Below are 25,745 nucleotides of genomic sequence, written 5' to 3'. Positions count from 1 at the left end.
AAAATTCCAATACGTTTTCAAGTTAAAATAACTGTTAACTTGTATATACCCTATGGATTTCAAGATGCATCGCGACGGCAAGGGAGCGAATCCCCGGGAGCATAGATAACTATGTGACCGGGGTGAGTGAGTGCAGCCAACAAAGAGGCAACTTGAAAGATAACGGGTATAGAACACAATAAAACGATTCAGATCTCAATAGATAAAAATAAATTTCAGATAGGAATTATTCTGGTAAACAATAAAATCAGGAAACACTCGTAATTTCCATCAAAAATTTAATCTAAGGGTAATAATATCAATACAATACATATGCACTTATCAAGCATTAAAATAATGATTAGTAGGCTTATATTTATATAGAAGTTGATATACCTGCTATTTTTATTAAATTTCCTGCTAATTAGAAACAAATTTAATAACTGAGAATAATAAGGATGAATAAAATTTTTATGAAATGAATCAATCCCTATGTTATATTACTGACTGAATTACGTAAAATACCTAAACTTACAGCAACAAATGTCTTAAAACAGAAAATTTTCTGACTTTATCAACCGATAAAGCCATTATTCACACAAAAAATGATGGTAATTATGCTATGTCATATGCAAATGGTTGGTTCATTGTAAAACCTAAGTAACTTTACCCAATAATCCTAATGGGGGTTAATAATGAGAGGACTTGGTTATCTTCTACTGAGCGTTGGCATCATATGGATCCTAGCGGCTTTTAATATGGAGACAAATATTTTATCACAATATAGCAACAAATTTAACAATATAGAGCTAATTTCTTCACAACAAAATCATATCCTAATCGGTGCATTCATCACGCTTTATGGACTAATTATGATTATATCCAGTAAAAATCAGCGATTATTAGAGTCTATATACAGAAGTAATACTAAGGAAATTTCCGGGTTCAATTCAGAGGAAATATTTATACCTATGCAAAATTCAGATTACTTAAAACGGGCTAATAATTACCGCCATTATGATTTTATCGACAAATATTCAAATACCCTTGAAAAGAGAGTCGTTGAATTTTGTAAGTTATGCTCATCCTATATTGAAGAAGTAAATCATAATGGCGGTGATAAAGAAGCAGCCAAGCGTAAAGTGATATCAATGATTGATACGATTTCCTCACATTTAAAAGAGAGGCACTCAAAAGAATTTAAAAAATTATGTGAATTCCATATTCATTTATAAATACTAAACCTCGCTATTTTGAACTGCACCCCAAATGTTAGACACTAACTGATTAAGGTGCAGTTTTATGAAACAGAAACATTCCATACCAAAGCAAGTGTCTCCTCAGTGATCCCCTTTGCCAAAGTCAACATTCCGTTCAGGTACACATAGAGAAAGATGAGTAACTCATATCGGCAACATATGAGTAAGTTTCGCAGTTTCCATCGGTACCTCCGTCTTAACACTTTGAATACTGTCTATCCGGGTTAGATGTTCAGCATGGAAACGGCGATAAGAGTGGAGATCCCCAGTAACGATTCTCAAAAGCGCATCACATTCCCCTGCCATTAAGTGGCATTCCACAATTTCAGGCATTTCTTGAATAGCATCCGTGAAACGCTGAATTGTCTCTGCATCCTGAGCCTTGAGCCAAATCCGGGCAAACAATGAAAGACCAGCTCCGATCTTCGAGCCATCAAGAACAGCAACATATCGCTTAATAATCCCTGCTTCTTCCAATAACCGTACACGCCGCAAGCAAGGCGATGGCGATAAACCAACCTTCTTAGCTAATTCGACATTCTGGAGCCGACCGTCACGTTGTAAGGCACGAAGAATACGTTTATCAATATTGTCTAATTTCATTGGCATTCAATTCCATTAAAAACAAAAATTTATTATACGAATTTCAATATTAATAGAAAAAATAAAAAAATAGACACAAAATATCATAAAAATTAGCTTAAAATACCAAAAATTATCTTTTTGTAGATTGATTATAGCGTCTAACCTGCCTTACTTACTTGCTCTCATCCAGTAATTAGCGCTCCTATTAAAAATTTATGGAGGAAAAATCATGCAGTTAGAGAACCTTTTAATTTTCGCTGCAACTGTACTACCGTTAATCTGTACTCCCGGACCCGATATCATGTTTGTGGCATCTCAAGGTCTATCAGCAGGAAAAAGCGCAGCCCTACGTGCCAATGCAGGTGTCATCTCCGGTTATTGTCTACATAGCATTCTTGGTGCTCTGGGTGTTACAGCCATTGTGGCAACCTCACCAATTCTGTTCGAAGTGATACGTTGGGTTGGTGTTGTCTACTTAGCCTATTTAGCGATTCAGATGTTTCGTTCAGCCATGCGTCCCGGCAAAATTATTTTCTCGTCCTCATCAGCCAAAACCTCGCTGACCAAAGGTTTCCTAACCAGCTTTCTAAATCCCAAAGGGTTACTAATCTACTTTGCTATTCTGCCAAACTTCATCACTGCGGACAGCAACTACATGCTCCAATCCATCATTCTTTCAGCAATTTTCATCACTACCTGCGCTCTCATTTACGGATTAATCGGTGTCATCATAGCTAGCATGGGGCAAAAAGGTTCATTCAGCGATCGTCGCCGTCGCTGGGCTGAAGGCGTTGCCGCAGGGCTTTTATGTTTAGCCGCCGGGCACCTGGCGAAGAGCTGAACAGAATGATTGTTAATATAATGAAAATAATGTCCAGCACTTAATCCAAATACAGGTGCTGGCTGCTGTTTAAATCAGCACTTTTCCTCTCTTTTCTTCTGTCAGGTGGTACATCAACTCCAACCTCGTTAAAATCGCATTATTATCAGTAATATTGCAGGCATTACCGTGAAAAATTCTGCTATCTGTACCGCAACCCTAAGTTGGAATGATCAAGGTACTCCGGTTTCAACACAGTTTGATGACGTTTACTTCTCAAATCAGGATGGGCTGGAAGAAACCCGTTATGTATTCCTGAATGGTAACCGTTTCCCCCAACGATTCAGCACTCATTCCCGTTCTTACTGTGTCATTGCGGAAACCGGTTTCGGAACGGGATTGAATTTCCTAACGTTCTGGCAATCATTTGATGCATTTCGACAGCAAAATCCTGATGCGCCATTGAAACGTCTACATTTCATCAGTTTTGAGAAGTATCCACTGAAAACCAATGATTTAAAAGCCGCCCATCAACGCTGGCCTGAGCTTGAAATTTTTTCACAGCAACTCTGCCAGCAATGGCCTCAACCACTGGCTGGCTGCCACCGATTGATTATGGCAAATGGCGCTGTCACATTGGATTTATGGTTTGGTGACGTCAATCATCTGTTACCAACAATGGATTCCAGTCTTCACGGCAAAATAGATGCCTGGTTTTTAGATGGCTTTGCGCCTGCCAAAAACCCGCAAATGTGGAGTGAACAGTTGTTTGCTGCAATGGCGCAATTTGCCCATCCAGAAGGCACCTTTGCAACCTTTACTTCTGCGGGTATTGTCCGTCGTGGTTTACAGCAAGCCGGTTTTGATGTCAGTAAAGTCAAAGGATTTGGCCGCAAAAGAGAAATGCTGACTGGGGTTTTAGCAACGCAGAAATCTCAGCCATTACCTGCACCTTGGTTTGCCCGGCCGTCAGCAAGTCACACCGATGATATCGCTATTATCGGCGGAGGGATCGCCAGTATTCTTACCGCGCTTGCGCTATTGCGTCGAGGAGCGCAGGTGACTCTTTATTGTCAAGATGCAGCCCCGACACAAGGTGCATCCGGTAATCGCCAGGGAGCACTTTACCCACTACTAAACGGTAGTCATAACGGACTCGAAAAATTCTTTATCTCTGCATTTACCTTCGCTCGCCGCCAGTATGAGCAGTTATCAGCGCAGGGAATTGATTTCGACCACCAATGGTGTGGTGTCAGCCAACTTGCTTATGATGAAAAAAGTAGCAGGAAAATTGAGAAAATGCTGGCAACAGCATGGCCGAATGAACTTGCTATCGGCATGAACTGCCACCAGTTGAGTGAAAAATGCGGGTTGGACATTCATCACCACGGCATTCACTATCCACAGGGCGGATGGTTATGCCCGGCAGAACTCACCAAAGCAGCAACCGAATTAGCGCAACAGCAAGGCATGCGCTGTCGTTTCGATCATCAAGTTACCGCGCTTAATCACAACCAACATGGTTGGCAATTGCATTTGATGCACCAAGGGCAATCACTAAACGTACAGCATAAAACGGTAGTAATTGCTAACGGTCATCATCTACCCCAGTTTGAACAAACCGAGAAACTGCCGGTAACTGCTGTGCGCGGTCAAGTCAGTCACATCCCAACGACAACTGATCTGAGCCGATTGCAAAATGTACTTTGCTACGATGGTTATATGACACCGGCTAATCCAGCCAATCAACACCACTGTATCGGCGCCAGTTACCAACGTCATCGGCTTGATTGTGAATATTCTGAAATAGAGCAACAAGAGAACCGAGATCGATTACTGAAATGTTTACCTGATGCCGAATGGGTAAATCAGGTTGATGTTTCTGCTAAACAATCCCGTCAAGGTATTCGCTGCGTTATTCGTGACCATATGCCAATGGTGGGAAATGTGCCGGATCTCAATAAAATAATGACAGATTATCAAAATCTGCCAGAAAAAATCCGCACAGGGAATCCCATCGCAGATGCACCCTGTTATTCCAATCTATTTGTTATCGGGGCATTAGGTTCCCGTGGATTGTGTTCTGCGCCACTCAGTGCAGAAATCCTTGCAGGGCAGATCTTTGATGAGCCATTACCTCTGGATAATGAAACACTGGCAGCTCTTCACCCAAACCGTTTCTGGATCAGAAAACTACTAAAAGGCCGTAACGTGAAAATTGAAAAACCATTAAGGGACTGAACTACCAATTGTTAGATATTCATATGAATTTTGGTAGCACAGTTCGTTTTCTGTCCCTTAATAAAATTATTGAGTTTTAGCGTTATCCAATAGGCGCTGCCAGGTATTAAGAACAAGAACCTGATCCGGTGGCGCCAATTCTCCCGCTTTAATCGCATTTTGGATACTTTCTTCAACACGATTATGAAGCTGTTCAGCCGTATCAGCGCCTTCCTGCTCCAATTCTGCTACCGCTAAAGTGAGATGCCCGCGGAGATAACCACCAGCAAACAATTCATCATCACTGGCATGATCTACCATGTCATCAATTTGCGCCAAAATACGCGTTTCAAACTCAGCGAGCATTATTCTTCTTTCCTCAAAATTCAGTATTTAATCTGCGAATATATCTTCCGAATAGGGAAAATGTTCCGCTTTCAATGGGGGCGTATTGTAGAACGAGTGCAACCCCTGAATAAAGCACTCCGCTCTCGCGGGTATCCCCTGCGCCAAATAGTCCATGATCTGAGCATGAACTTTACGCTGAAAAGCTAATCTGTCAGGCTCAAAATCCCCGTCAAGGTTGTCACAACTAACATTAAACGGAAAACCTGCCGCAGTACAAAACAACCAATCAAGTGCCTGTGGTTTAACTTCTACTTTTTCAAATTTATTTTGCGTCTGTGCATCACGCCCATCCGGGCAATACCAGTAACCAAAATCCACTAGTTTACGGCGCTCTTTACCCGCAATGCACCAATGCGCAATTTCATGTAACGCGCTGGCATAGAAACCATGAGCAAACACAATCCGGTTATAGGGAACTTCTTCATCTGCTGGCAGGTAAATAGGTTCGTTATCACCTTTGACTAAATGGGTGTTGTATTCATCACCAAAACAGCGATTAAAAATATCAATAAGTTGTTGATAGTTATGCGTTATCATGAATTAAAAACAAAATCCTGAATCAGAAATAAAATGCTAGCCAGCTACGGATCGTATCGCCGTGATTATCATTCAGTAATTTAATACTCATCAAAAAAGAGATAATGACAATCATAGGGCGAATCAGTTTTTGCCCGTGAGTCAAAACTAAACTTGCGCCTAACCGCGCGCCAATCACCTGCCCTGCCAACATCACAAGGCCCAATACCCACAAAACTTGACCGCCAAGGATAAAAAGCGCCAGTGAACCTATATTAGAAGCAAAGTTCAGTACCTTAGCATGCGCGGTGGATTTCGCCAGGTTATAGCCGCATAACAAAACATAAGCTAACGCATAAAATGAACCGACACCGGGGCCAAATATGCCATCATATAAACCAAGCCCACTCCCGATAAACAAGGCAAATGCCACAGGCGTCAAGCGACGATAGCGATCTTCTACGCCAATGGCTGGCGTTAAAAGGAAATAAAGACCAATGATAATAACCAAAATTGGTAATAGCTGGCAGAGAAAATCTGGCTTTATAAACTGGACAATAATCGCACCAGCCATTGAGCCAAGTAGTGTCATTAGTATGGCAAAGCGTTGAGATTTGAGATCGACCTCACCATAACGAACAAAATAGAGGCTGGCAGAGAAGGAACCTCCCACTGCTTGCAACTTGTTTGTCGCCAACGCCTGCACCGGAGAAACACCAACGGATAACAGCGCCGGGATGGTTAGTAAACCGCCACCGCCAGAAATCGAGTCAATAAATCCAGCCATCATTGCAACCAGAAAGAGCAGAACGTAAACTTCCGCACCTAATGACAATAACCAGTCCATATTTCATCCCATCAAAAGAAACCGCTTATCAATATTAAGCTACCCATTTCAGTCTCTGGGATTTTCAAGGCTAGCTTCATTCTCAAGTTCACCAACGAGGAAGGCTGGATTTAACATCAGCACACTGCGCCCTCTGGCGTAATAGGTGATCCATCAGCACAATCGCCATCATAGCTTCTGCAATCGGTACGGCACGGATACCAACACAAGGATCATGGCGTCCACGAGTGACCATTTCCACCTCTTCACCCTGACGATTAATCGTTTTACCCGGCACCATGATGCTGGACGTTGGCTTCAACGCAATATGAGCAATAATTGGCTGACTACTGCTAATACCGCCCAGAATCCCTCCCGCATGATTACTGGTGAATCCTCGAGCAGTTATTTCATCCCGGTTTTCGCTGCCACGTAAATTGATAACACCGAAACCATCACCAATTTCGACACCTTTTACTGCGTTAATACTCATCAGCGCATGAGCAATATCGGCATCAAGACGGTCGAAAACCGGTTCTCCCAAACCAGCCGGAACATTTTCCGCGACAACCGTCACTTTCGCGCCAATAGAGTCCCCCGCTTTTTTCAATTCACGCATCAAGGCATCAAGTTGTTCAAGTTTGGTTTCATCAGGACTGAAAAATGGGTTTTGTTCCACCTGTTCCCAATCTTTCAATAGGCAATGGATATTGCCCATTTGGGTCAAACAGGCACGGACACGAATACCATATTTATCCAGCAAATATTTTTTCGCTATTGCACCTGCGGCAACACGCATTGCCGTTTCACGCGCAGAAGAGCGCCCACCGCCACGATAGTCGCGGATACCGTATTTCTGTTCATAAGTGTAATCGGCATGGCCCGGGCGAAACACATCTTTAATAGCGCTGTAATCCTGAGAACGCTGGTCAGTATTTTCAATGAGTAAACCGATACTGGCGCCAGTGGTTACCCCTTCAAATACCCCCGAAAGAATGCGAACCTGATCCGGCTCACGGCGCTGCGTTGTATAACGGGAAGTTCCCGGACGACGCCTGTCTAAATCAACTTGCAAATCGGCTTCTGTAATTGCAATGCCCGGCGGTACACCATCGACAATACATCCCAACGCCAAACCGTGAGATTCGCCAAAAGTGGTGACCCGGAAAAATTGCCCGATACTATTTCCCGCCATCCCAGTTCCTTCCTATTAATCGTTCTTTATATTTGACTCTGCCCGTTTTGCATTATTACGCAGCTACAGCCTATGCAATTATTCAATCTTTGAATAAGCGAAAATGTTCGTGATGTTCAACCAACTGTTGACGTGTCAACATAAATACGCCGTCACCGCCATATTCAAATTCCAACCAAGTAAATGGCACATCAGGATATTGTTCAATCAAATGCACCATACTGTTGCCAACCTCACAAATCAATACACCTCGTTCGGTGAGAAAATTTGGCGCAGTCGCCAGAATACGGCGGGCTAGTTTCAAACCATCTGAACCCGCAGCCAAACCTAACTCAGGCTCACGACGAAACTCTTCCGGCAAGTCGCTCATATCCTCGGCATCGACATAAGGCGGATTTGTGACAATAAGATCGTACTTAACCGGCGGCATATCGCGGAATAGATCAGAACGAATCGGAATAACCCGGTGGTCAAGGCTGTGATTCTGAATATTCTGTTCAGTCACGGCCAGCACATCGGCGGAAATATCCACAGCATCTATTTCTGCTTCCGGGAAAGCATATGCACAAGCAATGGCAATACAACCACTACCCGTGCAGAGGTCAAGGATATTAGCGGGCTGGTCGGGGATCAATCCTGCAAATTCATTATTAATTAATTCACCAATCGGTGAACGCGGAACCAAAACCCGTTCATCAACATAAAATTCATGACCACAAAACCAAGCTCTGTTAGTCAAATAAGCAACCGGAATACGCTCATTAATACGGCGCAGCACTCGTTCGACAATACGATGACGTTCAGTCGATGTCAGTCGCGTGGTTAGCATCTCTTGTGGGATATCCAGCGGCAAAAATAGTGATGGAAGGACCAGTTGCAGCGCCTCATCCCAAGGATTGTCTGTACCGTGCCCGTAATAAATATTCGCCGCATTAAACCGGCTAACAGACCAGCGCAACATATCCTGAATGGTATATAACTCAGCTACTGCCTCATCGATAAAAATCTTGTCCAAAATCACCTCCAGCCCTGCAAATTCATTAGCCTGCTAGTTTGCCACGATCATTGAGACAAATCAGCTTTATATCAGGTTAATAACATAGAATTTTAAATGCTAATGCTCAGCAAGCAATGAATTAAGGAATGACAACTGAAAAGGCAGCCCGGATATTCTATTGCAGATTCTTAATTAATTTTCAACACAAACCGTCTTATTCAGCAACAAGACGGTTTGTTTCTACATATTTAACACCGTGTTTCTCTAGCTGATTGAGCGCTCACAATAATGATATTTTTTCGTATCCATAAATAATAGGCAGATGTTAACAGCACGAGCCATACCCCTCCCACATAGAACGCAATTCGTGTCGCCGGAAAGTAACTGAGAACAGCAATAATAAATATCATAAACACGATGGTCAGAATCGGCGCAACAGGCCACATCGGTACTGGAAATTGTAATTTCTGTACTTCTCTTGGCGACATTTTTCTGCGCATAGCAAATTGAGATAGCAAAATCATTAACCAGACCCACACGGTGGCAAAAGTCGCAATCGAAGCAACAATGACGAATACCTGTTTGGGGAGCAAGTAATTGAGAACCACTGCACACAATAATGCCAGCGTCATAACCATGATCGTCACCCAAGGCACCCCGTTACGGCTTAAATGCATAAATTTTTTATGCGCTAATCCTTTCTCAGCCATACCGTACATCATACGACCAGCACCAAAAATATCGCTATTAATGGCCGAAATTGCCGCCGTAATAACGACAATATTCAGAATATTGGCCGCCGAACCAATACCTAACCCCTGAAATATGGCAACAAATGGACTACCTTCTTGACCGATGCTGCTCCAAGGGTAAATTGCCATTAATACAAAAATAGTGAGTACATAAAACAGAAGAATACGAAACGGAATAGAATTAATCGCTTGCGGGATCACTTTCGCCGGATTTTTAGCTTCACTGGATGTAATACCGATAATTTCAATACCACCGAAAGCAAACATCACAACCGCCAGAGATTCAATAATGCCACCCAGCCCATTCGGCATAAACCCGCCGTGTCGCCACAGATTTTGAACTCCCGTTGCCTGAAAATGGCCGCTAAAACCAAACAGAATAATACCTGTTCCGGCAATAATCATGGCGCTGATCGCAGCAACTTTCAGAATTGATAACCAGAATTCCATTTCGCCAAATACTTTGACTTTACAAAGATTGAGTGCGCCAATAATGAAAATAATGCTAAGTACCCATATCCAACGCGGCACTTCCGGGTACCATAGCCCCATATAAATGCCAAAAGCCGTCACATCCGCCAGACAAACGATGATCATTTCGAAAGTATAAGTCCAGCCGGTAATAAATCCGGGTAACGGGCCTAAATATTGATGAGCGTAACTGGCGAAAGAGCCGGCATCCGGTCTGTGGACCGCCATTTCTCCTAAAGCGCGCATAACCATAAAGACAGCAGCGCCGCCCACTAAATAAGCTAATAATACTGCCGGACCAGCCATGTTTATTGCTTCAGCAGAACCATAAAAAAGACCGGTACCAATCGCAGAACCCAACGCCATAAACCGGATATGGCGTGCGTTGAGTCCTCGCTCTAGTTGTAATGAGGCTTGCATAATTTACCCTCTTATCTTTTATTATTGGGTTTTATGAGAAAGATAGATGTGACAATCAGGCCGGTCAGGCGCCGGCCGTTGGTTTATTTTTTAATGGTTATTTTTACTCTGTAATATCTGTCCAGAAGGAAGTAATGAGGAGAGATGTTGCTCGGCTAACAATTTCACAGCAGCATCAATATCAGGCGCAAAAAAACGATCCTGATCATAATAAGCTACTTTCGCTCGCAGAATATCCCGTGCTTGTTCCAGAATCGGACTGCTTTTCAGGCCGTTGCGGAAATCAATTCCCTGACAGGCAGATAACCATTCAATTGCCAGAATACCTCGGGTATTTTCTGCCATCTCCCATAAACGACGCCCAGCAGCCGGCGCCATTGATACATGATCTTCCTGATTGGCCGAAGTCGGTAAACTGTCAACACTCGCCGGGTGCGCCAACGCTTTATTTTCACTGGCGAGCGCCGCTGCCGTCACCTGTGCAATCATAAAACCTGAATTCACACCCCCATTCTCAACCAGAAAAGGCGGAAGCTGTGACATATGTGAATCCATCAACAACGCAATACGTCGTTCTGACAATGCGCCTATCTCTGCCAATACCAGAGCCAAATTATCAGACGCCATTGCAACAGGTTCAGCATGGAAGTTACCACCGGAAATCACCTCTCCCTGCTCAGCAAACACCAATGGGTTATCAGATACGGCATTAGCTTCAGTCAGAATAACATCAGCAGCATGGCGCAACTGAGTCAGGCAAGCGCCCATAACTTGTGGTTGACAACGTAATGAATAAGGGTCCTGTACCTTGGGGCAATTAATATGAGAATCTGATAGTTCGCTGCTCTCTTCTAATACATGACGATACAACGCGGCAACATCGATCTGCCCCTGTTGCCCCCGTACTGCATGTACACGGGCATCAAATGGTTTGCGGGAACCCAATGCCGCCTCTACGGATAAAGAACCGCAAACTATCGCTGCCGCCAGCAGATCTTCTGCTTCAAATAACCCACGTAACGCAAAAGCAGTAGATACTTGGGTTCCATTGAGCAGCGCTAAACCTTCTTTAGCCGCTAATGTAATGGGTTGTAAATTGGCCTTTGCTAACGCTTCTTTGGCTGGCAGCCATTCGCCCTGATAACGCGCTTGCCCCTCCCCAAGTAATAACAGGCTCATATGTGCCAATGGCGCTAAATCACCAGAAGCCCCCACCGATCCTTTACAAGGAATATGAGGATAAATTTCTGCATTAACTAACGCAATTAATGCCTGAATAACTTCAAGACGAATACCAGAATAACCACGGGAGAGACTGTTAATCTTCAATACCATGATCAACCGGGTCATATTATCGTCCAACGCTTCACCGACCCCAGCAGCATGAGAGACAACCAGCGAACGTTGTAGTTTTTCTAAATCATCTTCTTCAATCCGTGTACTGGCTAATAGTCCGAACCCGGTATTAATTCCATAGGCAGTGCGATTTTCAGCAAGAATCTCATTAACACACTCCACGCTATGTTCAATAGCAGGAAAAATCTGACTATCCAGAGTGATTTTCATCGGTTGTAGATAAACTCGACGTAGTTCATCAAGGGTCAATTTTCCTGGATAAATAGTTAGTTGCTTCATAATGTTCCTTATTTTGTATTAAGCATCGGCAAGTCTAATCCTTGCTCTTTGGCACAATGGATAGCGATTTCATAACCTGCATCAGCATGACGCATAACCCCTGTAGCCGGATCGTTATGCAGCACCCGAGCTATACGCTCTGCGGCTTCGTCGGTTCCATCACAAACAATCACCATACCGGCATGTTGTGAGAAACCCATGCCAACGCCACCGCCATGATGCAGAGAAACCCAAGTCGCACCGCTGGCAGTATTCAATAAAGCATTTAGCAACGGCCAATCCGAAACAGCGTCAGAGCCATCGCGCATAGATTCGGTTTCGCGGTTTGGACTAGCGACAGAACCGGAATCCAGATGGTCACGACCAATAACAATCGGCGCAGAAAGTTCGCCACTGCGTACCATTTCGTTAAAAGCCAACCCTAGCTTGGCTCGTTGCCCTAAACCAACCCAACAGATACGAGCAGGTAATCCCTGAAAACTAATACGTTCCCTTGCCATATCCAGCCAGTGATGCAAATGTTGATCATCGGGGAGCAATGCTTTGACTTTGGCGTCAGTCTTATAGATATCCTGTGGATCACCGGAAAGCGCTACCCAGCGGAAGGGCCCAATACCACGGCAAAACAACGGGCGAATATAGGCAGGAACAAAACCGGGAAAATCGAAAGCATCTTCTACACCGACTTCATATGCCATTTGGCGAATATTGTTGCCGTAATCAAAAACAGGAATGCCTTGCTGCTGGAAAATCAACATCGCCTTAACATGTTCCATCATTGAAGATTTTGCTGCTTTGATAACCTCTTCTGGTGCTGAAATAGCACGCTGGCGATATTCTTCCCAACTCCAGTTTTTCGGCAGATAGCCGTTGAGAGGATCATGTGCGCTTGTCTGGTCAGTGACCAAATCCGGGCGTACGCCACGGCGGACTAATTCAGGCAAGATTTCAGCCGCATTACCGCACAGTGCGATAGAGATGGCTTTACCTTCCTGAGTGTATTTTTCGATCCGAGCCAGCGCATCATCCAGATCTTCCGCTTGTTCATCGACATAACCAGTACGCAGGCGGAAATCAATCCTGCTTTGCTGGCATTCAATATTCAGCGAACATGCTCCGGCCAATGTCGCAGCCAGCGGTTGCGCCCCTCCCATACCACCCAAACCAGCAGTTAACACCCAACGGCCCTGTAAATTACCGTTATAATGCTGGCGGCCAGCTTCCACAAACGTCTCATAGGTGCCTTGAACAATCCCCTGACTACCAATGTAAATCCAGCTACCCGCCGTCATTTGGCCGTACATAGCCAGCCCTTTAGCATCCAACTCGTTGAAGTGTTCCCAATTAGCCCAGTGCGGTACCAAATTCGAATTTGCAATGAGTACTCGCGGAGCATTGCTATGGGTTTTAAATACCCCAACTGGCTTGCCCGATTGGATTAACAACGTTTCATCGTCTTCCAGCTTTTTCAATGTCTCAACAATCTTGTCATAACATTCCCAATCTCTAGCAGCCCGGCCAATACCGCCATACACCACCAGCTCATGAGGGTTTTCAGCAACTTCTGGATCAAGATTATTCATTAACATACGCAGAGGAGCTTCGGTTAACCAACTTTTGGCTGTTAATTGTGTTCCTCTGGGTGCCCGGATACCGACATTACGAAATTTACTATTTTGGGCGGTCACGGTCTGGCTCCTTTTGCCTTTTGTCTTCGGATATTTGTTAAATGTATAGTTGTATATACATGTATATTCAATAGGCCAAACCATTAGTTAAAATAACATATTTATGGGTTTATTATTTTTATTTTCTTATGAATCAATTTGTTAATATTATTTCTTGCCAATTATCAAGGAATAATATTTTTCTTATTTTTGTGTTTACAATCACAAATTATTTACATTAATTTTACAAAAATATGATTTAAGGAAGGAAAGGTTTTTCTAATGGTTCGTCGCAGTTGGATAAGAAGCAAGAACAGGCAGTCCTCAATACGCTGGTTCAGATAGCCGGTTGTCGCTGAGAAATTGAGTGTGGTTTTGAGAAAACAAAAGGAGAATGTGGATTGGATCATTACGAAGTTCAACAATGGAAGAGCGGGTATCGACATATTGCCTTATCATATGGTGCATACGGTTCTACAGATATAGAAGAAAATGACGGCATTGCCTTGTCAGAAATTAGGAATTACATTGTCTGTATTTTATTCAATCTTAGCCACTGAGAAAAGTTTTTAGGGTTCCCTCTCAAAGTACATAGTATCTGCTCTCAAAAAGAGAGTATAAGCTCATAACTACTTCCTCAGATTAATTGATTTATTCTTTATTTGTGATTAAAAAATATTAGCGATCTTGCCCTGATTAAAAAGCTTGTTATACAATACAGACATCAATTCAAATGACAATTATTATTGCATCGCAAAAATCATGATTATAGTATGATAAATAAAGATAATAATAATTTCTGCAAGTAAATTTAATAAAAATAAGGTTGGTGACAAATATGTGAGCTTGAATATATAGGAAATTAATAGAAAGTGAATCATTAGCCAATAAATACTATATTAACTATTTTTTCATGAGGAAGAGTGTTGAAAGATTGCGAGATTATCTGTAGTGACGCTATGACAGATTATGCCAATGCCTATTAAATTAAGACCGTAACATGAATAATTTAAAGTCAGGCAAGTAATGAAATCTACTCATTCATGCCATAAATTACAAATAACTTACAAACGGAATACATTCGTATAATTTACTATGAGAACATCTGAGGGTTCATCGGATTCGAACTTATATAGTCTTCATCCTTCTCAGGAAGATGTGTTTTACGAACAAATGCTTTATGAGAATAGTCCAATACACAGTCTCGGCTGGTATACATTGATAGAAAACAATGTTGATATAGTTATTTTGCAGAAAGTGTGTAATTTACTATATCAACACATTGATATGTTACGTTTACGTATATCAATTAATTCTAATAATGAAGCTATTCAATATATCCAAAATCAAAACACGCCAGAATTAATCAAGTGCTACGATGTTTCGATGCAACTTGATCCTGAACAGAAAGCACATCTTTGGATGAAGCAACAAGTCGGTATTCCTATCGATTATTTAAAGGAAACTCCATATCAGATTACACTAATCCGCTTAGATAATGAAAAATACTACTTTTTCACTAAATTCCATCACATTATGATTGATGGCGTCGGGTTATATCGACTTCATGAATATGTCCATAAATTATACAAATGTCTTGAAAATGGAACATCTACCGCATGGTTGTCAGAAATTCCACAATATTTAACTACAATAATCAAGTCGAGAAAATATCTCAATAGCACTCAATATGAAAAAGATAAGAGTTATTGGTTTGATTTTCTGAAACAAAAAGAAATACATCAATTAACACCTTGCTATCAGAATACAGGCAGTGATCATTGTACGTTAATATTACCTTTTCCAATTAAAGAAGATTTGCGTACTTTTTGTAGAGAATACAAAACTAATCCGCTTTTCATTTTTTCGAGTCTGGTCAGCATTATTATGACTGAACTTACAGGACAACAAGAGTTGATTTTTAACACAATCACACATGGAAGAGAAGGAAAATCAGAAAAATATGTTGTTGGGATGCATGCAAATATGTATCCGGCGCATTGTTATATTTCTCATGCGGCTAGTGTGATTGAACAGATTAAATTAACAGAATCCGCACTCAAAAAGAGTTATTATCACTGTAAATTTCCTCAATCTCACCTTGCTCGAATTGCTCATAAATATAAGCTTTCTTTACCCAATATCTCTATTTTCTATGAACGTTTTTCTGAATCAGACGTCGAAATCACTGAAAATCAGCATTATCACATAGATGGAGTATTTAATATTTATCCTATCGTCTTTAGATTAAAAGACTATGGGTATGCTCAGGAACTAAAAATAACGATAAATTATCTGCGGAAATACTTTAGTGAGCAGGATGTCAACAGAATACTTGAACGATTACAAAATCTGTTTATTACTTTACTCAACAACCCTACATCATTAGTCAGTGAATTACCTATTTTACTAGAACAGGAGCGCCATACATTACTGCATACCTGGAACCAGCTCGATATATCCTATCCGCAAGACCGTACTCTTCATCAGCAATTTGAGGTTCAGGCAACAGCCAGACCAGACAACGTGGCGTTGGTGTTTGAAGGGAAAACACTGACTTATCGCCAGCTCAATGAACGGGCTAATCAGTTAGCCACGGTGATCCGCGAACAGTATCAACAACAGTGCAATAAACCCATGCCAGCCGATACGCTGGCGGCTTTATATCTGGATCGTAGTCTGGAAATGGTCATCAGCATTCTGGCAGTGCTGAAAGCCGGGGGAGCCTATGTACCCATTTCCCCGGAATATCCGTCGGAGCGAGTCCGGTTTATTTTAGAAGATACCGCATCCCCCTGTGTGTTGACTCAACAGCGATATCTGACAACGCTGAGGGAATATACGCAGACACAGACTAAACAGCCAACGTTAATAGCTGTGGATGATCAGACAGTGACAGAAAATCTGTCAACAGAGAATCCGGCCCCCATCAACGGAGCCACAGATCTGGCATACGTTATCTATACTTCCGGCACGACCGGACAACCGAAAGGCGTGTTGCAGACACACCATAATGTTGTGCGTTTATTCGCAACCACTCAGGGAGATTACCACTTTAATCAAAATGATACCTGGGTGCTGTACCATGCTTACACATTTGATTTCAGTGTCTGGGAATTATGGGGCGCATTGCTCTACGGCGGACGTCTGATTATTCCAACAGTAGAATGTACGAAGGATTTTGACAGATTCAGTCGCCTCTGTTCAGATCAGAAAGTTACTGTATTAAACCAGACGCCCGGGGCATTTTATGCCTTTATTGATGCGTCATTGAATATTGGCGCTGAATTTCCCCGTCTTCGCTACGTGATTTTTGGTGGAGATAAACTGAATCCGGTTCAATTGAAACCTTGGTGGAATCATTACGGCGATCAATCTCCCGCTCTCATCAATATGTATGGGATAACCGAAACAACTGTACATGTTACCTACAAGAAATTAACCCAAGACGACGCCACAGCAGTATCTTGCATTGGACGGCCATTAAATGACATGTATGCCTATGTCTTGAATCGTTCCGGGAATCTTGTACCTCTTGGCGCCCCCGGAGAGCTTTACATCGGAGGCGCAGGACTGGCGCGAGGATATTTAAACCGACCTGAACTGACGACCAAACGTTTTGTAGAGAATCCATTTGCCACAAATGAAGATAAACAACGTGGTTACACCCGCCTGTATAAAACCGGCGATTTGGTGCGCTGGCAGCCGGACGGCAATCTGGAATATCTGGGACGTAATGATTTTCAGGTCACAGTCCGCGGTTACCGCATTGAGCTTGGAGAAATTGAAACTGCACTCGCTTTACACCCACAGGTAAAACAGGCGGTGGTGATTGATCGAGAATATGAAGGTAATAAAGCACTAGTGGCGTATCTGGTGACGGAAGGGGAACTCTCAGACGACGAATTCGTCAGGCACTTATCTTCCCGCCTGCCGGACTATATGGTACCGGCCAGCTTTACCCGCATTGAGTCCGTTCCTCTAACCCTGAACGGCAAACTGGATCGGCGGGCATTGCCGGAACCGGTCTGGGGAAACAAAGAGGAATACGTAGCACCCGGCAATACGCTGGAAACCCAACTGTGCGCCATTTGGCAGGAAGTGTTAGGTCTGGAGCAGGTGGGCATTGAGGATAATTTCTTCCGCATCGGGGGCAACTCCCTGACGGCAATCAGGCTGACCACCGCCATCCGCCGCATGCTGGCAACCGAAGTCTCACTGGCGCAGTTGTTTACGCTGAAAACCATCGCGGGCCTGGCACCCCAGATGGAACAACAGATTTATACGGTTATCCCTCATCTGGCGCAGGAGCGCTATCCCTTATCGTTTGCCCAGGAACGAATGCTATTTATCGAGCAGTTTGAACAAGGCTCCGATACCTACCATATCCCTTATCTGGTTGAGCTGGATAATGATACCTGTCTGCCCCTGTTGGAAACTGCCATTAACCGGCTGGCTGAACGCCATGCTGTCATGAAGATGGTGTACCGCAACGATGATGATGGACAGGTTTACCCGCAGAAACTGGACGAAAATTTAGTTATCCAGTCCCAGTGCTGTGAAAATGCTGACACATTTTTGAACACAGTTCGTGCTGAAATAGCCACTCCGTTTGATTTGGCCGCAGAACCCAGCCTGCGCCTGCGCCACTATCAGCTTTCCAACCGGCGCTACTTATTAATGCTATGGCATCACATCGCCATTGACGGCTGGTCGATCGATATCTTTATGGCTGAACTGGCGGAAATTTATCACTCCTTGCGGGAAGGCCGTAACAGCCAGCTTCCTCCGCTGGAGATTACCTATGGCGATTACGCCGCCTGGCAACGGAGCTATTTACAGGGCGACGTCCGTGAACGCCAGCTCGCTTACTGGCGGCAGGCCCTGTCCGGCTATGAATTACTGGCCTTGCCCACCGATTATCCCAGACCCACGCGGGTGAGTTATCAAGGACGGGATTTCAAGTTTGTGCTGGACTCCCGGCTTTCTGAGCAGTTAAGGGCGCTGGCAAAAGCACAGGAAACCACCCTGTATACCGTGTTGCTCAGTGCCTTTTATATCACGCTGGCAAAATTGTCCGGGCAAAACGATATCGTTCTGGGGACGCCGACAGATAACCGCCACCATGCCCAAACCCAGCCCTTGATTGGGATGTTGGTTAACTCACTGGCCTTAAGGATACAACTTCAACAAACCGCCAGTGTGGAAACACTGATTAAACAGACCCATCAGCGAGTGACAGAAGCCAAGATCCATCAGGACATGCCGTTTGAACAACTGGTTGAAGCGCTGGATATTGAGCGTGACACTGCCCGTCATCCAATTTTTCAGGTAATGTTCGGATTGCAGAACTTTGGAGAAAATCCGCCAGACAATCGTCTGCCGTTCAGGCCGGCGACACTGGATGAGCCATTATACAGCCCGGCCAAGTTTGACCTGAGCCTGTTTTTATCCGATGGACAAACCGATATTACCGGTTGTCTGAACTACGCCGTCAGCCTGTTTGCTGAGGCTACCATCGTGAGACTGGCAGGGATTTATCAACGAGTGCTGGCCGCATTCGTGGCAGACCAGACACAATCGCTGGCCGAACTTGATATCCTGTCTGCTCAGGAGCGCTACACCCTGCTGCACCGCTGGAATCAGACCGATGCGCCTTATCCGCAGGATAAAACCCTGCCACAACTGTTTGAAGCCCAAGTGGAAAGGACACCGGATAACGTGGCGCTGGTGTTTGAAAGCGAATCCCTCACCTACCGCCAGCTTAACGAACGGGCAAACCAACTGGCTTATGCTATCCGTGAACATTATCAGCAACATCATAATGTCCCTCTGCAAGCTGATACCCCCATAGCCCTCTACCTCGACCGCAGTCTGGACATGGTTATCAGTATCTTGGCGGTATTGAAAGCCGGGGGCGCTTATGTGCCCATTTCCCCGGAATATCCATCAGAGCGGGTTTTGTTTATTTTAAACGATACCCAATCACCCTGTGTCCTAACTCAGCAAAAGTATCTGGCAACGCTGGCGACAGAGACGCAAACATGCGCAGAACGACCAATACTAATAGCAACGGATGACCCGGCAATCACCGCAGACAAACCGGTGGGAAATCTAGTATCGGTAAATAAATCAACCAATTTGGCCTATATCATCTATACCTCAGGCACCACCGGGAAGCCGAAAGGCGTCATGATTGAGCACAAAAATGTGGCTCATATGGCAACAGCACAGGCTGAAATTTTTGATGCCGCCAAGAGAACAAAAGCCTTAATGTTTGCCGCCTATGTTTTTGACGGTTCTGTTTTCGAACTCTTCCCCAGTTTATTTAATGGACTGACTCTTTACCTTTGCAGCGAAACAGAACGTAATGGCCCCGCCGTTGAAAAACTCATTCAACGAGAAGGCATTGAAATAGCCGCCTTACCGCCAGCAATATTGAAGCTGTTAATGGACTCGCATTTACCTTCCTTGCAGTTATTAGTGACCGCCGGAGAATCCCCCTCTCTGGATTTTCTTGAACATTTCAACCGTCATAGCGCTGTCCTCAATTCTTATGGGCCAACCGAGGTGACCGTTTGTGCGACTGAAAAAATATATCAACCTGGAGTCATCCCAACCAATATCGGCAAAGCCATTAATAACGCCCGTCTTTACGTTCTTGATAATCATGGCAATCTGTCTCCTGTCGGAGCGCCGGGAGAACTGTATATCGGCGGCGCCGGAGTCGCACGGGGTTACTGGAACCGGCCGGAACTGACCGCCGAGCGGTTTGTGACGAATCCCTTTGCCACCGCAGCAGACAAGGCCAAAGGGTATACCCGTCTGTATAAAACCGGTGATTTAGTCCGCTGGCGGCCGGATGGCAATCTGGAATATCTGGGACGCAATGATTTTCAGGTCAAAATCCGCGGTTACCGCATAGAATTGAGCGAAATTGAGAGTGCTCTTGCGGCTCATCCTCAGGTCAAACAGACGGTAGTGATCGATCGCCAACATAACGGGAATAAAGTTCTGGCCGCGTATCTGGTAATGGAAGGGAAACTCTCAGACGATGAACTCGTCAGGCACTTATCTTCCCGCCTGCCGGACTATATGGTACCGGCCAGCTTTACCCGCATTGAGTCCGTTCCTCTAACCCTGAACGGCAAACTGGATCGGCGGGCATTGCCGGAACCGGTCTGGGGAAACAAAGAGGAATACGTGGCGCCCCGCAATGCGCTGGAAACCCAACTGTGCGCCATTTGGCAGGAAGTGTTAGGTCTGGAACGGGTGGGCATTGAGGATAATTTCTTCCGCATCGGGGGCAACTCCCTGACGGCAATCAGGCTGACCACCGCCATCCGCCGCATGCTGGCAACCGAAGTCTCACTGGCGCAGTTGTTTACGCTGAAAACCATCGCTGGCCTGACAACCCAGATGGAACAGCAGATTTATACGGTTATCCCTCATCTGGCACAGGAACACTATCCCTTATCGTTTGCCCAAGAGCGGATGTTATTTATCGAGCAGTTTGAACAAGGTTCCGATACCTACCATATCCCTTATCTGGTTGAGCTGGATAATGATGCCTGTCTGCCCCTGTTGGAAACTGCCATTAACCGGCTGGCTGAACGCCATGCTGTCATGAAGATGGTGTACCGCAACGATGATGATGGACAGGTTTACCCGCAGAAACTGGACGAAAATTTAGTTATCCAGTCCCAGTGCTGTGAAAATGCTGACACATTTTTGAACACAGTTCGTGCTGAAATAGCCACTCCGTTTGATTTGGCCGCAGAACCCAGCCTGCGCCTGCGCCGCTATCAGCTTTCCAATCGGCGCTACTTATTAATGCTATGGCATCACATCGCCATTGACGGCTGGTCGATCGATATCTTTATGGCTGAACTGGCAGAGATCTACCACTCCTTGCAGGAAGGCCGTGACAACCAGCTTCCTCCGCTGGAGATCACCTACGGCGATTACGCCGTCTGGCAACGGGACTATTTACAGGGCGACGTCCGTGAACGCCAGCTCACTTACTGGCGGCAGGCCCTGTCCGGCTATGAATCGCTAGCTTTGCCCACCGATTATCCCAGACCCACACAGGTGAGTTATCAGGGACGGGATTTCAAGTTTGTGCTGGACTCCCGGCTTTCTGAGCAGTTAAGGGCGCTGGCAAAAGCACAGGAAACCACCCTGTATACCGTGTTGCTCAGTGCCTTTTATATCACGCTGGCAAAATTGTCCGGGCAAAACGATATCGTTCTGGGGACGCCGACAGATAACCGCCACCATGCCCAAACCCAGTCCCTGATGGGAATGTTTGTTAACTCACTGGTCTTAAGGCTACCACTTCAACAAACCGCCAGTGTGGAAACACTGATTAAACAGACCCATCAGCGAGTGACAGAAGCCAAGATCCATCAGGACATGCCGTTTGAACAACTGGTTGAAGCGCTGGATATTGAGCGTGACACCGCCCGTCATCCAATTTTTCAGGTAATGTTCGGGTTGCAGAACTTTGGAGAAAATCCGCCAGACAACCGTCTGCCGTTCAGACCGGCGACACTGGATGAGCCGTTATACAGCCCGGCCAAGTTTGACCTGAGCCTGTTTTTATCCGATGGACAAACCGATATTACCGGTTGTCTGAACTACGCCGTCAGCCTGTTTGCTGAGGCTACCATCGTAAGACTGGCAGGGATTTATCAACGAGTGCTGGCCGCATTCGTGGCAGACCAGACACAATCGCTGTCTGGAATTAACATCCTGTCTGCCCAAGAGCGCCATACCCTGCTGCACCGCTGGAATCAGACTGATGCGCCTTACCCGCAGGATAAAACCCTGCCACAACTGTTTGAAGCCCAGGTGGAAAGAACACCGGATAACGTGGCGCTGGTGTTTGAAGGCGAATCCCTCACCTACCGCCAGCTTAACGAACGGGCAAACCAACTGGCTTATGCGATCCGTGAACGTTGTCAACAACACCATAATGTTCCTCTGCAAGCTGATACCCCCATAGCCCTCTACCTCGACCGCAGTCTGGACATGGTCATCAGTATTTTGGCGGTATTGAAAGCCGGGGGCGCTTATGTGCCCATTTCACCGGAATATCCATTAGAGCGGGTTCGGTTTATTTTGGACGATACCCGATCACCCTGTGTCGTCACTCAGCAACGGTATCTGGCAACGCTGGCGACAGAGACGCAAACATGTGCAGAACGACCGATATTGATAGCAACGGATGACCCGGCAACCACCGCAGACAAACCGGTGGGAAATCTAGTATCGGTAAACAAATCAACCAATTTGGCCTATATCATCTATACCTCCGGCACCACCGGGAAGCCGAAAGGCGTCATGATTGAGCACAAAAATGTGGCTCATATGGCAACAGCACAGGCTGAAATTTTTGATGCCGCCAAGAGAACAAAAGCCTTAATGTTTGCCGCCTATGTTTTTGACGGTTCTGTTTTCGAACTCTTCCCCAGTTTATTTAATGGACTGACTCTTTACCTTTGCAGCGAAACAGAACGTAATGGCCCCGCCGTTGAAAAACTCATTCAACGAGAAGGCATTGAAATAGCCGCCTTACCGCCAGCAATATTGAAGCTGTTAATGGACTCGCATTTACCTTCCTTGCAGTTATTAGTGACCGCCGGAGAATCCCCCTCTCTGGATTTTCTTGAACATTTCAACCGTCATAGCGCTGTCCTCAATTCTTATGGGCCAACCGAGGTGACCGTTTGTGCGACTGAAAAAATATATCAACCTGGAGTCATCCCAACCAATATCGGCAAAGCCATTAATAACGCCCGTCTTTACGTTCTTGATAATCATGGCAATCTGTCTCCTGTCGGAGCGCCGGGAGAATTGTATATCGGCGGTGCTGGGCTGGCGCGGGGGTATTTAAACCGGCCGGAACTGACCGCCGAGCGGTTTGTGGCGAATCCCTTTGCCACCGCAGCAGACAAGGCCAAAGGGTATACCCGTCTGTATAAAACCGGTGATTTAGTCCGCTGGCGGTCGGATGGCGATCTGGAATATCTGGGGCGCAATGATTTTCAGGTCAAAATCCGTGGCTACCGCATTGAACTGGGAGAAATAGAAAGTGCCCTGACAGCCCACCCACAGGTAAAACAGGCGGTGGTGATTGATCGTGATCATAACGGCCATAAGGTACTGGTCGCATATCTGGTGGCAACGGGGGAACTGTCCGATGACAGCCTGATCAGGCATCTCTCTCCCTGCCTGCCGGAATACATGCTGCCTGCCAGCTTTACTTTTATTAACGCCGTACCCCTGACCCTGAACGGCAAACTGGATCGCCGCGCCCTGCCTGAGCCAGTCTGGGAGAATCGTCATAACTATGTCGCGCCCCGCAATGCGCTGGAAACTCAGCTCTGTACCATTTGGCAAGACGTATTGGGGCTAAAACACATTGGCATTGAAGATAACTTTTTCCGCATTGGTGGTGATTCCATTGTCAGTATCCAACTGGTCTCAAAACTGCGTCAGGCGGGTTTTTCCCTCCAAGTTAAATCAATTTTTGAAGCGCCAACGGTGGCCCGGTTAGCCCAACTGCTAGCTCTCTCATCACCTACCGTTAACGTGCTCGCAGAGCAGGGATTGTTAAGCGGGGAATTTAGCCTATTGCCTATCCAGCAGACCTTCTTCGACTGGCATTGGACAAATCCACACCATTGGAATCAGGCATTTATGATTCAGATCCCCGGGAATATCAAATCTGCACAGATTGAACAAGCTCTGATAATGCTGGTTGAACGGCACGATATGCTACGTGCCCGTTTTATAGATACCGAAAACGGCTACCGTCAGTGTTATTCCGAAGAAATGCCATCTTCATATTCCCTTTTACATCACTGTAATATCGGAGAATTAAATAAGGAAGCATTACATCAACAACTAACCCAATGGCAAAGCGGGTTCGATTACAACAACGGGCCATTATGGCAAGCGGGTCATCTGACCGGATACACGGATGGCAGTGCCCGGCTATTCTTCGCATTCCACCATCTGATTATTGACGCCGTTTCCTGGCGGATTATTACTGAACATATGCATCTGTTATTACAGGGGATGACCTTACCACCGAAGACCAGTAGTTATCGACAATGGGTCACCGCTATCCATCATTATGCACAACAGCATCAGGATGAAATACCCTATTGGCAACAAGTAATAGCAGGAAACGACACCAAACCCATGCTGTATAACCTCACTCAGCACCTGTTAAGCATTCCTGCCGAAATGACGGACATGCTACTACATGAAGCCAATACCGGTTACCACACTGAAATTAACGATTTACTGTTAAGCTCATTGACACTGGCCTTGCAGGAGACTTTCTCCCAAGCTGTAAACTACATCATTCTGGAAGGACATGGGCGGGAATCCATTGACGACACATTAGATCTTTCCGAAACCGTTGGCTGGTTTACAACCATGTATCCTGTCCGTCTGGAAATGCAAACTGATATTGCAGAAACCATCATCCACACCAAAGAGATGCTTCGTGACGTACCGAATAAAGGTATTGGTTACAGTGCGTTACATCAAGCGGGATACCTGACTGGCGATCTACCAACCATCAGTTTCAACTACCTTGGTCAGTTAGGAGGGGCCAGCCATCAAGATTGGTCCATAACCAATGATGATTGTGGGTCTGTGTTAGACAGCAAAAATATTAGCCATTTACTACTGGGCATTAATGGCGCAGTTCAGGCGGGAAAATTGCAATTCAGCGTGGATTCCCGTTTGCCGCCAGCCCGGACAGAGATGTTTATCACGGCATTTAAGCAAGCACTCAATAACGTCATTGCTGCTAGTCAAAAGCAGGCTCAATTGGGAGGAATAAAAACCCCCAGTGATTACGGGTTTAAAGACGTTTCAATGGAACAGCTAAACCAGCTCACTCATCGTTTTGATCATATGAATTATGAAAATTCAGATCATCACCCAGAAAAGAAAACTATTTTGGACGTGTAAA

The 25,745-nt window shown here is 45.1% G+C and carries 13 protein-coding genes and 1 pseudogene; 5 read left to right on the top strand and 9 right to left on the bottom strand.

Annotated elements, in window-relative coordinates; translation table 11 throughout:
* Positions 1-674 precede the first annotated feature (674 nt).
* Complete coding sequence (locus TI10_RS15470) at positions 675-1,214, top strand: hypothetical protein (protein ID WP_049584314.1); 540 nt, start codon at positions 675-677, stop codon at positions 1,212-1,214.
* 168 nt (positions 1,215-1,382) lie between these two features.
* On the opposite strand, the gene TI10_RS15465 is transcribed toward TI10_RS15470, so the two are convergent.
* Positions 1,383-1,847, bottom strand: coding sequence for an Lrp/AsnC family transcriptional regulator (locus tag TI10_RS15465; RefSeq protein ID WP_049584313.1), 465 nt, complete (start codon positions 1,845-1,847; stop codon positions 1,383-1,385).
* Between the two features lie 205 nt (positions 1,848-2,052).
* Here TI10_RS15465 and TI10_RS15460 point away from each other — a divergent pair, with 205 nt between their 5' ends.
* Positions 2,053-2,664 (top strand): LysE family translocator, encoded by a 612-nt coding sequence (locus TI10_RS15460; protein ID WP_049584312.1) that lies wholly within the window; start codon positions 2,053-2,055, stop codon positions 2,662-2,664.
* 168 nt (positions 2,665-2,832) lie between these two features.
* Positions 2,833-4,884 (top strand): bifunctional tRNA (5-methylaminomethyl-2-thiouridine)(34)-methyltransferase MnmD/FAD-dependent 5-carboxymethylaminomethyl-2-thiouridine(34) oxidoreductase MnmC, encoded by a 2,052-nt coding sequence (mnmC, locus tag TI10_RS15455; RefSeq protein ID WP_049584311.1) that lies wholly within the window; start codon positions 2,833-2,835, stop codon positions 4,882-4,884.
* A 66-nt stretch (positions 4,885-4,950) separates the two neighbouring features.
* Here mnmC and TI10_RS15450 read toward each other — a convergent pair whose 3' ends face one another.
* From TI10_RS15450 to hutU, 8 genes are all read right to left on the bottom strand, one after another.
* Complete coding sequence (locus TI10_RS15450) at positions 4,951-5,229, bottom strand: YfcL family protein (protein WP_049584310.1); 279 nt, start codon at positions 5,227-5,229, stop codon at positions 4,951-4,953.
* A gap of 27 nt (positions 5,230-5,256) precedes the next feature.
* Positions 5,257-5,808 carry an elongation factor P hydroxylase gene (locus TI10_RS15445; protein WP_049584309.1) on the bottom strand — a complete coding sequence of 184 codons (552 nt, stop codon included), beginning with the start codon at positions 5,806-5,808 and terminating at the stop codon, positions 5,257-5,259.
* Between the two features lie 22 nt (positions 5,809-5,830).
* Entirely contained in the window at positions 5,831-6,634 is an 804-nt protein-coding gene (locus TI10_RS15440) for a sulfite exporter TauE/SafE family protein (RefSeq protein WP_049584308.1), read from the bottom strand.
* An 88-nt stretch (positions 6,635-6,722) separates the two neighbouring features.
* Positions 6,723-7,808 carry a chorismate synthase gene (gene aroC, locus TI10_RS15435; RefSeq protein WP_049584307.1) on the bottom strand — a complete coding sequence of 362 codons (1,086 nt, stop codon included), beginning with the start codon at positions 7,806-7,808 and terminating at the stop codon, positions 6,723-6,725.
* Positions 7,809-7,890: 82 nt separating this feature from the next.
* Positions 7,891-8,823, bottom strand: coding sequence for a 50S ribosomal protein L3 N(5)-glutamine methyltransferase (prmB, locus tag TI10_RS15430; RefSeq protein ID WP_049584306.1), 933 nt, complete (start codon positions 8,821-8,823; stop codon positions 7,891-7,893).
* Positions 8,824-9,053: 230 nt separating this feature from the next.
* Complete coding sequence (locus TI10_RS15425; protein ID WP_049584305.1) at positions 9,054-10,448, bottom strand: amino acid permease; 1,395 nt, start codon at positions 10,446-10,448, stop codon at positions 9,054-9,056.
* A 90-nt stretch (positions 10,449-10,538) separates the two neighbouring features.
* Entirely contained in the window at positions 10,539-12,083 is a 1,545-nt protein-coding gene (gene hutH, locus TI10_RS15420) for a histidine ammonia-lyase (protein ID WP_049584304.1), read from the bottom strand.
* 8 nt (positions 12,084-12,091) lie between these two features.
* Positions 12,092-13,771, bottom strand: coding sequence for a urocanate hydratase (gene hutU / locus TI10_RS15415; protein WP_049584303.1), 1,680 nt, complete (start codon positions 13,769-13,771; stop codon positions 12,092-12,094).
* 290 nt (positions 13,772-14,061) lie between these two features.
* On the opposite strand from hutU, the pseudogene TI10_RS26070 reads away from it, so the two are divergent.
* Together TI10_RS26070 and TI10_RS15410 are read left to right on the top strand one after the other, a co-directional pair.
* A pseudogene (locus TI10_RS26070) lies at positions 14,062-14,220 on the top strand (IS701 family transposase); the annotation flags it as partial.
* 625 nt (positions 14,221-14,845) lie between these two features.
* Positions 14,846-25,744, top strand: coding sequence for a non-ribosomal peptide synthetase (locus TI10_RS15410; RefSeq protein WP_049584302.1), 10,899 nt, complete (start codon positions 14,846-14,848; stop codon positions 25,742-25,744).
* The last annotated feature ends 1 nt before the right edge of the window (position 25,745 follow it).

Origin of the sequence: Photorhabdus luminescens subsp. luminescens, assembly GCF_001083805.1 — a bacterium.
In the GTDB taxonomy this organism is placed as follows: Bacteria; Pseudomonadota; Gammaproteobacteria; order Enterobacterales; family Enterobacteriaceae; genus Photorhabdus; species Photorhabdus luminescens.
This window is presented reverse-complemented; position numbering and strand designations above follow the sequence as displayed.